9 protein-coding genes are annotated in these 13096 nt (G+C 69.8%); 4 read left to right on the top strand and 5 right to left on the bottom strand.

Translation table 11 applies throughout. The annotated features are described in order from the left end of the window. Positions 1-91: 91 nt before the first annotated feature. Entirely contained in the window at positions 92-4438 is a 4347-nt protein-coding gene (locus RIC11_RS06545; RefSeq protein WP_350209527.1) for a tetratricopeptide repeat protein, read from the bottom strand. A gap of 295 nt (positions 4439-4733) precedes the next feature. Further along, the gene (locus RIC11_RS06540) at positions 4734-6605 is read right to left on the bottom strand and encodes a TIGR03790 family protein (RefSeq protein ID WP_350209525.1); all 1872 of its coding nucleotides are present in this window, start codon (positions 6603-6605) and stop codon (positions 4734-4736) included. 164 nt (positions 6606-6769) lie between these two features. Here RIC11_RS06540 and RIC11_RS06535 point away from each other — a divergent pair, with 164 nt between their 5' ends. Together RIC11_RS06535 and RIC11_RS06530 are read left to right on the top strand one after the other, a co-directional pair. Continuing rightward, a complete protein-coding gene (locus RIC11_RS06535; RefSeq protein WP_350209523.1) occupies positions 6770-7657 on the top strand; it encodes a serine/threonine protein kinase in 888 nt (295 codons plus the stop codon). A 226-nt stretch (positions 7658-7883) separates the two neighbouring features. Then, positions 7884-8087 carry a small basic protein gene (locus RIC11_RS06530; RefSeq protein WP_350209522.1) on the top strand — a complete coding sequence of 68 codons (204 nt, stop codon included), beginning with the start codon at positions 7884-7886 and terminating at the stop codon, positions 8085-8087. Between the two features lie 74 nt (positions 8088-8161). Here RIC11_RS06530 and RIC11_RS06525 read toward each other — a convergent pair whose 3' ends face one another. Beyond that, positions 8162-9316: a hypothetical protein gene (locus RIC11_RS06525; RefSeq protein WP_350209520.1), complete on the bottom strand. Its 1155-nt coding sequence runs from the start codon at positions 9314-9316 to the stop codon at positions 8162-8164. A 475-nt stretch (positions 9317-9791) separates the two neighbouring features. Here RIC11_RS06525 and RIC11_RS06520 point away from each other — a divergent pair, with 475 nt between their 5' ends. Then, entirely contained in the window at positions 9792-10547 is a 756-nt protein-coding gene (locus RIC11_RS06520) for a LuxR C-terminal-related transcriptional regulator (protein WP_350209518.1), read from the top strand. 47 nt (positions 10548-10594) lie between these two features. Here the strand turns inward: RIC11_RS06520 and RIC11_RS06515 are convergent, their stop codons facing one another. Beyond that, entirely contained in the window at positions 10595-11746 is a 1152-nt protein-coding gene (locus RIC11_RS06515) for a PA0069 family radical SAM protein (RefSeq protein ID WP_350209516.1), read from the bottom strand. Between the two features lie 106 nt (positions 11747-11852). Here RIC11_RS06515 and RIC11_RS06510 point away from each other — a divergent pair, with 106 nt between their 5' ends. Continuing rightward, a complete protein-coding gene (locus RIC11_RS06510) occupies positions 11853-12380 on the top strand; it encodes an FxsA family protein (protein WP_350209514.1) in 528 nt (175 codons plus the stop codon). Between the two features lie 93 nt (positions 12381-12473). Here the strand turns inward: RIC11_RS06510 and RIC11_RS06505 are convergent, their stop codons facing one another. Beyond that, entirely contained in the window at positions 12474-12917 is a 444-nt protein-coding gene (locus RIC11_RS06505) for an Hsp20/alpha crystallin family protein (protein WP_350209512.1), read from the bottom strand. Between the last annotated feature and the right edge of the window lie 179 nt (positions 12918-13096).

The following is a 13096-nucleotide window of genomic DNA, read 5'->3' as shown; positions in this document are numbered from 1 at the left end:
AGACCTCCCAGCATAATCGCCGTGACGGCCGTGACAAACCACCGCGCGGGCGGCCGCCCAACGGGCCGGCCGGGTCCGCCGGCCGGGGGAATCACCTCGAAACGTTGGTCAATCCGCCGCTGCCGAGCTGTTTTTTCATCTCGTCGAACTGCTCGCGCTCGAGCTTTGAGAGCGATTCACGATCGAGCCCCAGCTCGATCGCCTCGTTCCAAGCTAACCGCGCTTCCTCGTTGCTGCCGGCTCCCATGTAGGCCGTGGCAAGGTGGAAGTACTTCGAGGGGGTCGGCCGATCGATCACGGCGAGCCGCAGGTCGGAGATCGCGTCTTGGAAACGCTTGTCGACGATGGCGACCACCGCGCGGGTGTCGAGGATGTCGGTGCTGGGGCCGAGGAAGTCGACCGCTTCGTTCACGTACTGCTCGGCTTGCTTGAGCGATTCGCTATCGGCATTCGCCAGCGCCAGCAAGTAGGCGAGGTTGTTGAGCACGACCGCTCGGTTGAAGCCGGTCAGGTCGGGACGATCGAGCAGCTTTTGGTAGATGGCGACCGCCTCGGCGTATTGGCGGCGGAGGTCGAGCATCTCGGCCTGCTGCAGCTGCAGAGCGATCATGTCGGGGTCGTCGCGGAGCCCGCGCTCGATCACGCCCGACACCCGGTCGAACAACGCGGCCTGCCGGTCGTCGGACTCGTCGATCGCGCGGATGATCGCCAAACCCCGCTGGGCGATCGCCGCGGCCGGGGCGTCGTCGCGGAGCGACTCCAGCTGCTCGATACCCTCCTCGGCGTCGACGTGCTCGCCAACGAACTGCGCGAGCGCGAGCTTCTCGTTGACCCCGCCCACCTTGGCCGCCAACTCGTACACCTTCCGGGCCTTCGGGTAGTCCTCGAACTCCGTCAGGCGGGCGGCCACGAGCCGCAGCAGCGGGACTTGTTCGGGCGTGATCTGGCTGGAGTCGCGGGGCAGGATCGTCAGCAGCGCCTTGGCGGCTTGCTCCTTCATCCCCTTCTTGAAGGCGACCCGCGCTGTCAGCTCCTTCGTCTGGGCCGACGACCCGGCGATCTCGCGCAGGCGCTGCACCTGCCGCACCGCGCGGTCGATGTCGCGGGTTCCGCCGCGCTGCAGCAGCATCTGCACGTACGAGATGCGGACCTCCGGGTCCTCCGGGTAGCGTGCGATCAGGCTGACCATCTGGTCGCGGCAGTCGCGCCAGCGCCCGAGGGCGAAGTACAGCTTGGCCAGGTTCAGCTCCGAGCTCTTCGACAAGCGTTGTTGCTCGCCGAGCTCTTCCAGGAGCTTCGCGGCTTTCTGGCGCGACACCGGCTCGGGCCGGGGAGCGAGGATCTCGGCCAGCAGCAGTCGGTCGGCCCGCGGCAGCGTCCCGCCCTGGGCGTTGGACGAGAGCAGCCGCTCCGCGTCGCGGAGTTCTTGGTAAGTCCCCTTGCCGGCCAGCAGCCGGGCGGCTTGCGTGCGCGCCCAGCGCACGGCGGGCGTGTCCGGCGGCACGACCTCCTCGGCGGCGCCGCGGAGGATCTCGTTGATCAGCGCCGTGGCCTTCTGCACGCCATCGCGCTGCCCGTAAGAGGGGCTCAGGTAGAACGTGGCCGCCATCCGGGCCGCGTTGATGCGTGCGGCGCCCTCGGAATTATCCAGCGCTTGCTCGAACAACGCTTCGGCGTCCATGCGGCGGTTCACGACCTGGTAGCAGTGGGCGAACATCAGCGGGTTCTGGTCTTCGGCCAGCACGAGCTGTGCTTGCCGGATGGTGTCGTCCGCTTTCACCCCTTGGCCGCTCGCCGCGTAGAACTCGACCAGGGCGATCCAGCCTTCGGCCGCTTCGGGGTTGAGTTGGACGACCTTCTCGAAGGCCTTGCCGGCCTGCTCGATGAGGTCGCTCTGCCTCTGCTTGTCGATCGACTCGCCGACCGACGCGCGGGCCAGGAACCGGCCGAGCCAGAGCTGGGCGGCCGCGTCGTTCGGGGCCGCGGTGGCGTACGCCTGGGCGGCCACGATCGCCTCGTCGATGCGACCGGCTTGCCGCAGGCTCTCGGCGTACTCCTTGCCGAGGAACCGCGAGCGGGCCGCCTCGCCGAGCCCCTCCATCCGCTCCAGCGCGTCCGCGTAGCGTTCTTGGTTCATCAGGAGCTTCACGTACTGCAGCAGCGTGAGCGCGTCTTGTCGGCCCAAGTCCGCCGCGCGGTCGTAGCTGGCCAGCGCGGCCTGGACGTCGCCGCGGACCAGCGCGATGCGCCCCTTGAGCGTGTGCAGGTCGGCCCACTCGCCGCGGTTGGCCAGCGCCCGGTCGACCAGGCCTTCGGCCTTTTTGAGCAGGGCTTCGTCGCGGCCGCCGGTCTGCCACTCGGTGATCAGGCGGTAGGCCTCGGTGAACTGGTAGGTGGGGTCCTCTTGGCTGCCGACCACCTCGAGGATCTGCTTCTGCACGTCGCGCATCGCTTGCTGATCGGCCGCCGACTGCGCGGCCGAGAACAGCTCGAGCAGCGCCGGCAGGTCCGACGGGGCCAACTCGGCGACCCGCTCGAGGCACTCCTGCCGGGCCTCGCGGTCGCCCAGCCGCCCGAACTTCTCCGCCAACCCGCGCCACACCTGCACGCGTTGCTCGGCCGGCCAGTCCTCCATGCCCTCGGCGAGCGAGAAGAGCTGGTTGGTGAGGTCCTCGTCGTTGATGACGCTCAACAGGTCGGCGCGTTCCAAACGGAGGATCGGCATGTCGCCGAACTTCTTGACCACCTCGTCGAGCAACCGCAGCGCCTTGACCGGCCCTTGCTCGGGGTCGGCGGCGAACAGCTTGACCGCCGCGCGCCGCACGCCCAAGTTGTCCGGGTCCATCTCGTAGGCGGCGAGCAGGGTCTCGCGCGCCTCGGGGTACTTCTCGCGCCTCATCAGCACCTCGGCGCGGAGCACCTCGAACATGGCGTCGCCGATGCCGGTGCGCTCGGCGTACTGCTGAGCGAGCTTGTCGAACGCCTCCCAGTCTTGCTGGCCCTTCGGCTTGGCCAGCTCCTTGGCCATCGCGTCGTAGATCGACGTGGCCCCGCGCGACAGCCCCGAGCCCCCGCCCGAGCCGCCGCGGGCGGCCATCACCCGCATGCGGCTGAGGTCCGCCATCCGGTTGTCCGGGTCCAAACGCAGCGCCTCGTCGAAGGCCTTCGCGGCAAGCTCCAGCTGCCCCAAGCGCTCGTAACACATGCCCAGGAGCAGGTTCAGCTCCGTGCCGAACGAGGGGTTGTTCGCGAAGAAGCTCTGGTACTTCTCGAACACCTGCGCGGCCTTGAACCACTTGCCCTCCTTCATCATCAGGCGGGCTTCGAGGTAGTCCGGGTAGGCGGCCTGGATCACCGCCGACTCGCGCATCTGCCGGATCGTCGAGCGCGCCGCCTCGGGGGTGTCGATGTCTAGTTGCAGGCGCGTCTTCTGGAACATCAGCAGTTGCGTCTGGCTGGGGGGCGTCGCCTTCAGGCCGCGGTCGTACGCGGCGAGCGCCTCTTCGGCCTGGTCGGCACGGATCTCCACCTCCGCCAAGGCGAGGTAGAGGCCCGGCAGGTGGGGGTTATCCTCGATCGCCTTGTTGAGCATGTCGCGGGCTTCGTCGTACTGCTCGTCGAGACCCAACAGCCGCGCGTTGGCGATCACGATCTCCGGCTTCTCGCCGTCGAGCTCCAAGGCGCGGCGGATATCCGCTTTCGCCTCGTCCTCTCTGCCGGTGCTGGCGAAGTACTGGCCACGCGCGAGGTAGGCCTCGCCGCTGTCGGAGTTGACCTCGATCATCCGCTCGACCACCCGGTCGGCCAGCTTCTCGTCGAGGTCGTCGCTCCGCAGCGACATCGCCGCCCGCACGTACACGCCCGGGTCGTTCGGGGCGACGGCGGCTTCGCTGTCGAACTCCTCCGCGTCCGGGTCGAACCCGATCAGCTTGTAAGCGTGCTCTTGCGCCTTGGGGCTCGCCGAACCGAACAAGCAGACCGACCGCATCACCTCCAGCTCGGCGTCGTTGGGCGTGCGGCTCAGCAGCAAGTCGATGTGGTCGAGCGCCTGATTCAGCACGCGCCGCTCCATGTAGAAGTCGAGCAGGCGGCGGCGGAGTTCGTTCTGTTCGGGGTGCTCGCGGAGGGTGGCCTCGGTGTGGCCCATCGCGCGTTGCACGTCGATCATCTCCGAGCGCGGCTCCTCGGCGATGTCGAGCAGCGTCTGCGACATCGACACCATGGCCGACTCGTCGCCGGGGCGGAGCTGGAGGTAGTTGTAGAGGTGCCCCGCGCTCTTATCGAGGTCGCCCTCCTCCCGGGCCTCGGCGGCCGCGGTGAGCAACCGGTCGGCGTTGCGCGACTTCTGGAAGTGGTACAGGCCGTAGGCGCCGCCGATCAGCACGAGCGTGCCGACAACCAAGCCGACCAACAGCGGGACGTTGACGCGGTATTGCATAACAGAAAGACGCCTAGCGGATCGCGGCGGAACGGCGGACTAAAAACTCGCGACGGCGCGGCGTCGACCCAAACGGACCGCCGCCCGCCGGCAGTGGACGCACCCGTAGCGGGCGGCGCCGCGTGCCTGGCCCTTTGCGACGCAGCCAGCCGAAGGAGAGTTCCCCGGCTTTTCTCGAGCCGGTCATCCTAAGTCGCGAGGCGCCCGTGTCAATCCACTGCCACGCCCCTAAGTGCCTGACAGCAAGCAACTTGGGTCGACCGGGGGCCGATTCTGGCTGTTGTGCGGCCTGCGATTATTGGACCTCGACCCACACCGGCCGCGAGGCCGCCCCGCTCGGCTCGGCGACCGCTTGCAGCCGCACCGGCCCCGCGCCAAGCTCGTCGGTCGAAAGCGACGCGCTCCCGCTCGCGCCATCGATCGAGCCGACTTCGCGTGCGTTCTGCCGGATAGCGATCCGCGTGGCGCCGGCGGCCGAGGCCGACACCTCCAGCGGCTCGCCGAGGGCCACGTCGGTCGATTCGACGACCAGCCGGGTCGGCTCCGACACGCCCCGCTCCGGGTCGAGCCGCTCGATCGATCCGACCTCGATACGCTGCGCCTGGAACGGGTCGCCCGCGACGCCCACGCACCGCAGCTCTTGCCAGCCAAGCCGCAGCTGCTCGTCGCCCAGCTCGGCCGTATCGCCGGCGCGCTTGCGGAGCGCCAGCCGGCCGTCGACGTACAGCTCGTAAAACCCGGTCGATCCGCCGCCGGGCGGGGCCACGGTCGCCGTGATCGCGAGGCCGTCGGTCCCCGGTTCGCTTTCTGGTGTGTCGGCCGGCTTCGCCGCCGGCCCCAGCGCCCCCTTGTTCAGCCCGAACAGGTTGAGCTCGTCGAGCGCCTGCTCGAGCGACCCCTCGGCCGGTCCGGGCCAGCCGGTGAGCTGGAGGGTGGGCCGCTTCGCCCACGGCTGGCAGAGCGGGTCGCCGACGATGAGCAGCTGATACGGCGCGGCGACCGACAGGTAGAAAGCCTCCGCCAGCGACGCCCCGCGGCGGTAGTGCACCTGCAGGGTTGGCAGGGGGAACTTGGCTTGCACGGCCGTGGGCTCGTCGACCGTGCCGCAAGAGCCGGTTGCCCCGGCGCGGATCAGGTCGGTCAGCGGCGTCTGCCACGGCTTGTCGGCGAGCATGCCGCCGTAGCTGGTCAGGTGCTCGGCGATTGCGCCGGGCTGGAAGCGGAGGCCGGCCTCGCCGAGCGGCAGGTCGGCCGCGCCGGTCATCAGCCCCGCCACGTCGGTCGCCCCGGTCGGCAGCACGCCCTGCTGGACCTCGGCCTTCGCGCCGGCGGCGCGCAGCGCTGTGGCCGCGGCCTCGTAGCAGCCGTGGCGGGTGACCGAGCGGACGTTGCCGTTGCGGAGGAAGTAGAACGCGCCGTCGGGCGGGTCGGCGTCGGCCTCGGCAGCCCGCCGCAGCGACGCGATCACCTCGCCGACCGACAGGCCGCGGCCGGTGGTCACGCCGAGCGAAGTCGACATCAGGTAGCGCCGCCCCTGTTCCCGATCGATGGTCGGCTTCCCCTCGGCCGTCCACGAGTAGGCCGAACGGAACGCGCGAGCGCCGGCCGCGTTGATCGACCGGCAACGCAGCAGGTTCGCGCCCCGCGTCGCCACCCCGCCGGGGCTGGGCACGTACCAGTTCGAGTCGAGCAACAGCAGCCCTTCGGGCGCGAACAGCGTGAAGCCGTACAGGTAGGTCGCGCCGGTCAACGACGCGGTCGGCGACTGGCTCTTGGAGAATTCCCGCCCCTCGTCGAACGCGCCGCGGAGGCCGATCTTCCAAGGGAAGTCGGTCGAGTAGGCGACCGTGTCGATCTGCGCGGAGAGCTTGCGGGAGTCGATGGTTTTGAGGACCGGCTCGAGCACCTTCTCGCGGAACTCATCGACCGGGACCGATTCGAGGTCGCCGTCGTAGTCGAGGTACAGCACGTTGGCCGCCGGCAAGCCGCGGAGCCGCACGTAGTGGTTGGCGACCGCTTTGGAGCCGGCGCTGCGGGCGTTGACCACGAGCAGCACGTTCTGCGGGCCGCCGCCGGCCAGGGCGACCGCCTGGGCGGCGAGCAGCAACAGCGCGGCGGCCACGGCTCGGCGCGGGGCGGCGGGGGCGGCTCTCAGCAGAGCGGGCATACGGCAGCCTCGGGGCTCACGGGACCACGCCGACCGACCAGCAGCCCCCGGCGCGGCTTGCAGTTATAGTGGATTGTTCCGCGTCGCCCCGCCCCCCGGGCGCTTGCCGCCCGAGCCGGGCACAGGGGGGGCGTCGCCCTCTCCCCACCCGGACTTCGCGCCCTATGGCAGGCCTCGGTTCCTTCTTTCGCTCGATGCTCGACGGGGGCAAGGTCGATATCGCCCGCCGCTACGAGATCCTGCGCGACGCGGTGTCCGGGACGATGTCGAACTTCCACCAGGCGCGGGACCGGGAGACCGGCGAGATCGTCGGGCTGAAGATCCTCGACAAGACGAAGACGGAACAACTCGAAGCCCGGTTCCGCGGACTCGAAAAGCCGACCGAAGGGGAGATCGCCGTTCGGTTCGAACACCCGACGATCGTCAAGACATTCCGCCACGGGATGACGACCAAGAACGAGCAGTTCTTGGTCATGGAGTTCCTCGACGGACCCGGCCTCAACTCGCTGATCATCGGCCGCGACGCGCGGCTCGACGGCAACCGGCTGACGCTGATGCGCCAGGCCGCCGAGGCGCTCGACGTGGTCCACCAAGCCGGGTTCATCCACCGCGACGTGTGCCCGCGGAACTTCGTGTGCGCGAAGGACGGCTCGTCGCTGAAGCTGATCGACTTCGGCCTCACGGTGCCGGCCACCAAGGAATTCATGCAGCCGGGCAACCGAACCGGCACGCCCAACTACATGGCCCCGGAGATCGCCCGCCGCCGGTCGACCGACCAGCGGGTCGACCTGTTCGCGTACGGGGCGTCGATGTACGAGATGTTCGCCTTCGAGCTCCCTTGGCCGCGCGGCGCCGACGGGCTGGCCGCCATGTCGCACGGCGTGATCGCCATCCCACCGCTCTCGGGGTTCTTCCCCGGCGTCCACCCGGAAATCGAGGCCATCATCAACGAGTGCCTCGCGGCCGAGCCGACCCAACGCCCGCCCTCGATGGCCGCCATCGTGAAGCGGCTTAAACGGCTTAAAAGCGAGCACGCCGAGCCGCAGTCTTGACGCCGCCGAAGTCCTGGCGCCATAGCCGCTTAGGATTCAACCGGCACGGGACCGCTTGCGGACGATCGTCGATTCGCCTAGCGTATGGGGCTCGGCGCAGCCTGACACGCGCTGACCTCCCGCCGCCGCGGCCACCGCGAGCGCCACCGGCGGCAGACCACAACCCAGCTGGGGCGTCGCGACCCGAACAATCGGGGCGGCGCCGGCCCAAAACCGCGCGAAAGCCATGGCGATCGACAAGTCACTCAAAGTCAAAGCCGGCGCGACGGCCAACCGCAGCGTGCTGACCCGTGTCGAGCGGATCGAGCGGCTCCGCGAAATGAACCGCTTCGATTCGGACGACTCGCCCTTCGGCCTGCCGAAGGTCCGCGTCCGCAAGCTGCAGATGAAGAAGAAGAAGAAGACCAAGAAGGACGACGACGACAAGTGAGCCCAGGCGGCTCAACTGCGCGGCCCCCCCGGTCCCGGCCGAATCAGCCGGCTGGGCGCCCACGCCGCGGGGCTTCAGGCCAACGCCGCGCCAAGCCGCATCGCCCCCTTGCCGGCGCCCGTGTCGGCGCCACGGCGGCGGGGGTCGGCCGTTCGGTCTTTCTCGCGGCGGACCAATTCACGCAGCACGTCGCTGGACGCCAGCTCGGGCAGTCCCCAGCGTTCGGCTCGCGAAACCCGGTCGCGGTAGGTCTCGAGGAACGCCTGCCGCTCTTGCAGGTCGGCCAGCCGCTCCTCAAGCCGCCGCAGCGCCGGTTGGCTCTGGCGGGTTTCGGGCGAGCGATCGGCGACCGTTAGCAGCCGGTGCAAGGCGCGAACCTCCGCGTTGTAGCCGCGGATCTGTGCGGCGAGGTGATCCAGGTCGACGCGCGCATCGCTCGACTCCCCCCGCAGCGGCTTGAGCGACTCGCGGCGTGTCCCCGACCTCAGGGGATTCGGACTAGCGTCCGGGTCGTCGGCGAACGGGTCCCGCCACTCGAGCGGCGCAGCGGCCGGATGCCGTGACCACTTGCCCTCGCTCGGGCCACTCGCGCTCTGGCTTGGGCCACTCGCAACCGGATCGTCGCTCCTCTCCTCCCGCGACACCGGCTTCGCCACTTCGCGCGCCTGCGGCGCAGAGGAATCGCGCTGGGTCTCTGGCAGCAGCGGTGGCGTCGGCCCTGGGCGCGAGGCGGACTCGCCGATCGCTAATGGCCCTTCCCGCGACGGCCGCACCGGATCGAGCATCCGGGATTCGGCCGGCGCAGCCTGAGCGGCGGGGGGCTCGGAGGTGAAATCCGAGGCCGGTGGGGCCTCGCTCGGCGCGGCCTCGACCCGCGGCGGCTCGGCCGGTAGGACCTCGATCGGGCGGAACTCCGGCGCCGCGGGGAGCCGGCCGGACCCGCCCGGCATCGCCACCGCCAGCGCTTCGTCGAGCCAGCCGGCGAGCTGCGCTCGGGCTTCGGCCGATGCCTTCGCGTCGTCCGGCAGGTCGTTCCACGCCGCTAGCACGGCCGCCAACTCGGCGCGACGCTCCGCCAGCACCCGCTGCGAGCGCCCGTAACGGAGGTCGAGTTGCTTGGCGAGCGCTTCGACCTGTTGTTGCAACGGCCCAGCGGAACTCGCGGCCGGCGCGGCGGCGGCGGCGATCGCGATGAGCAGGCCAAGTTGCAAACCGGTCCGGATGGTCATCTGCCGTCACCTAACTTGTCGCTTACGCGGGTTGCCCGTCGACGCGCGGCGGGGCCGCCGGGACGAGGCGCTAGAAGTCGCGGGGAAGCGTACCCCCTGGTCTGGGCCGGTCAAACCGGCGCCGGCAAGTGGCGGCGACTTCCCCAGCCAAGCAACCGTCTCCGGCGGCGGTGACCCGCGTAGCCGCGCCAGACCGCGCAGCGCAATGGCCTCGGCTAGCCGAATCCGCACGCGCGCGAGGGGCTACATTTTACCTGACCCGACCACTTCGCAGATTCCGCCAATCACAGGCCGACGGCCGCCGAAAGAAGGTGAATGAGTCGCGGCCGGGCGTCGGCGCCCGAGCGAGCGACGCGAAGTGAGACTCCGATTCCAGTTTGCGGGCAGGGCAAGCGGGGGTTGGGTGGCTGCGATCGATTGACAGCAAGAGACACCGACACAGGCGGCTTCCCAGCTCCGCCCGCGCTCCAAACGCATGACGGCCGGCGACGGCGTCAAGGTGCGTGCAGCGGTGGATATTCCTCTACACGGAAGTAACCCGCGAACTCCGCAGGTCTACTCCTCGCTGCCGACACCCAGCGTCGAAACGATCTGGCGCGCCGCCGCACAGAGGTGCGGCGCCCGGTGCAGCGAATTGGGGGTCACGCTGAGCGACCCGAACTCGCCCAGCGTGGTCGTCATCGAAGCCAGCGATTGGCTCGACCCGAGAATCGGTGACCGCCGCGACGCGCGGTTCGCGATGGCCGCGTTGGTCGTCGTCACCAGAGACGATGCTGAGCAGGCGTACTGGCGCCGCTTGGCTTGGGACACGGCCCCCGCCAACGCCGACGTGTACGCGGCCGTTGAGACCCTGCGCTTGGCGCTCGACGAGTCGGCTCGGCGGATCGCCGACCGCCAGGCCATCGAGGACTACCGGCGGCGGGTCCTTAGCCTCAACGAGAACGAGCGCCTTGTGTTTGACCAGGTCTGCAGCGGCCGGCTCAACAAGCAGATCGCCCGCGAGGTCGGCGTCAGCGTGCGTACGATCGAGCAACGCCGCCGCCAGGTGTTCACAAAAATGGGGGTCGATTCCGCCGTCCCGTTAGCGGCGCTCAGGGCCCAGGTCGAGACGCTCGAAGACCAAGCGCGCCGCCAACGGCGCGGCGACCGCGTCCTCGCGTCAACCGCGCCACACGGCCGCGGGTGGGCGCCGGTGAGTCATGCCGTTCCGATTGTCGCGCTGCCGTCGTAGCGGCGGGCAGCCGGCGGCGCCGACGGCTTGCTGCTGCCGCCGCTGTTTCACGAGAACAACCGCTGCTGTCGCTGGCCGGCCGGGCGACGGAAGTCCCGCGCGCTGAGCGGTTGCGGCGCGAGCGGCAACCCGTGCCGGGCGGCGAACACGCGGAATGTCCGCGACACCTGGCCCGCGTAAGCGCCCGCCCCGCGCATACGCTCGCCGAAGCGGCTGTCGTTGAGCCCGCCGCCCCGCGCGCCGCGGATGAGCGCCTCGACGCGGGGCGCCCGGTCCGGGTCGCAGCGGCGGAGCCACTCCAGAAAAACCTCCCGCACCGAACCGGGCAGCCGCAGCAGCGTGTAGCTAGCCGACCCCGCGCCCGCGCCGGCGGCGGCGGCGATCAGGGCCGGGATCTCGTGGTCGTTCAGGCCGGGGATGACCGGGGAGAGCATCGCGTGGACCGGCACGCCGGCGCCAGCCAACTCCCGGATCGCTTCGAGCCGCGCGTCGGGCGTGCTGGTGCGCGGCTCCATCCGCCTTGCGAGGCCGGTGTCGAGGGTCGTCAGCGAGATCGCCACCACGGCCGCCCGGTGCTCGGCGAGCTCGCTGAGCAGATCGAGGTCGCGCGTCACGAGGCGGTTCTTCGTAACCACGCCGACCGGCTGCCGGCACTCGGCCGCAACGGCGAGGCACCGCCGCGTGATCTCGAGCTTACGCTCTAGCGGCTGATAGCAGTCGGTCACGCCAGAGAAAACGATCGGCTCGGGGATCCAAGCGGGCCGGTCGAGCCACTTGCGGAACAGCTCCGGAGCGGCGGGTTTAGCGAGGATCTGGGTCTCGAAGCCGAGCCCCGCGTCGAGCCCCAAGAACTCGTGGGTCGGGCGGGCGTAGCAGTAGCTGCAGCCGTGCTCGCACCCGCGGTACGGGTTCACGCTCCAGCGGAAGGGCAGGTCGGGGCTGTCGTTGCGGTTGACGATCGACCGCGAAGCGTCCTCCCCGTACCGGGTGGTTTGCCTCGCGGCGCCGCCCACGCCGCGGCGGGCCAAGAAGTCGGCGTCGCTGGCGAGGTGCTCGTAGTCGTCCTCGCGCTCCAGCGGCAGGTGAGGGTTCGCCGGCCGACACGCCGCGCCGCGTCCGGCCAGCCGCTGTCCGGCAGGGGCCGATTGCCTCGCGGCGGCGGGCCGGTCGGTGGGCGGGAGCTGGGTTTGCCGTAGCATGGGGAGGCCTCCGTCGCCGGGCGCCCACGCGGCGCCGCATGGGGTGACGCATGTACAGTATCGGCGGCCTGGCAAAAGTCAAACGTTTCTCCCGATCGAGGCGGCGATGCTGCTCTACCTGATCCTCCTGTTCACCGTGCTGCCGATCGTCGAGATCGCGCTGCTGTTCGAACTCGGCGACGCCATCGGCTGGCTCCCCACGCTGGCTATCGCGCTGGGCACGGGCGTGCTCGGCGCGTCGCTCGCCAAGGCGCAGGGGCTCGCCACCCTCGGCAAAATCCGCCAGCAGCTCTCCGAGGGTCACCCGCCGGGCGACGCGTTGCTCGATGGGGCGCTGATCCTCGTGGCCGGCGCGGTGCTGATCACCCCCGGCGTGCTGACCGACCTGTTCGGCTTTGCCTTGCTCGTGCCGCCGGTCCGCGCGGTCGCGAAGCGGATGCTACGCCGCCGCTTCGGCCGCGGCTCGACGCGGCGCTCCGCCGACGGTCGGACGGTCGTGTGGAGCTACGATTCGGGCCGCCTCGGCGCCGACCCCAGCCGCCCCGACCGGCCGGTCGTCGAGGGCGACATCATCGATGCCGAAGTCATCGACGTGCACACCGCCGAAGCGCCCCGCGAACCCAAGACCGACTGACCACTCCCCGGAGCGGCGCATTAGAAAAGCCGCCGCCGAGGCGATCGCCCCGGCGGCGGCTTATTCGATAGGACTTGAGCCAGCCCCGCCGGCTCAGCTCTGACGGACCTCGATCTTCCGCGGCTGGGTCTCGGGCCGCTTGGCGATCGAAACCCGCAGCACGCCGTTCTTCAGGTCGGCCTCGATCGAGTCCGGGTCGACCGTGTCGGGCAGGTCGAGCGAACGGGTGACCTTGCCAAACCGCCGCTCGTTGTACACGTACTTCGGCGGCTCTTCGCCGGCGGTACGCTCCACGGTGATCGACAGCTGGCCGTTCTCAATCGTGACCTCGACGCTCCCCGCGTCGACGCCCGGCACGTCCAACTCGACAAAGAGCTTCTCGTCCGCTTCCCACAGCGACGCCGGAGCGGCCCAAGCGGCGCCGGTCATGGCGTTGCGGGTCGGTGCGGCGAAGAAGTGGTTCAGCAGCGAATCGACCTCCGAAAGGGGGCCCGAAAGAGTCTGCGGCAAACGGTTCGTAGGAGCAGTTCTGGACATGGCGAAAACCTCCTCTGCAGGGACGCTGTAACTAAGGACTGGTCTGGGAAAGGACCCGGCGGGGGCGCCCCGACCGGCGGATCTCTCTGGCCAGAGAGCAGATTTCTGTCGGCGTAAGCAGGGAAAGCAAGTGCGGCGCCAATTTCGCGAAAAGGAACCTAAGTGCTTTACATAAAACG

It is taken from the genome of Botrimarina sp. (assembly GCF_040219535.1).
Taxonomy (GTDB): Bacteria; Planctomycetota; Planctomycetia; order Pirellulales; family Lacipirellulaceae; genus Botrimarina.
Note: the sequence above shows the minus strand (reverse complement) of the source record. Positions and strands in the feature narration are given on the sequence as shown.

Coding starts and splice junctions, on each gene's coding strand:
- RIC11_RS06545 (WP_350209527.1), bottom strand. CDS start 4,438: ATGCAATACCGCGTCAACGTCCCGCTGTTGGTCGGCTTGGTTGTCGGC.
- RIC11_RS06540 (WP_350209525.1), bottom strand. CDS start 6,605: ATGCCCGCTCTGCTGAGAGCCGCCCCCGCCGCCCCGCGCCGAGCCGTG.
- RIC11_RS06535 (WP_350209523.1), top strand. CDS start 6,770: ATGGCAGGCCTCGGTTCCTTCTTTCGCTCGATGCTCGACGGGGGCAAG.
- RIC11_RS06530 (WP_350209522.1), top strand. CDS start 7,884: ATGGCGATCGACAAGTCACTCAAAGTCAAAGCCGGCGCGACGGCCAAC.
- RIC11_RS06525 (WP_350209520.1), bottom strand. CDS start 9,316: ATGACCATCCGGACCGGTTTGCAACTTGGCCTGCTCATCGCGATCGCC.
- RIC11_RS06520 (WP_350209518.1), top strand. CDS start 9,792: ATGACGGCCGGCGACGGCGTCAAGGTGCGTGCAGCGGTGGATATTCCT.
- RIC11_RS06515 (WP_350209516.1), bottom strand. CDS start 11,746: ATGCTACGGCAAACCCAGCTCCCGCCCACCGACCGGCCCGCCGCCGCG.
- RIC11_RS06510 (WP_350209514.1), top strand. CDS start 11,853: ATGCTGCTCTACCTGATCCTCCTGTTCACCGTGCTGCCGATCGTCGAG.
- RIC11_RS06505 (WP_350209512.1), bottom strand. CDS start 12,917: ATGTCCAGAACTGCTCCTACGAACCGTTTGCCGCAGACTCTTTCGGGC.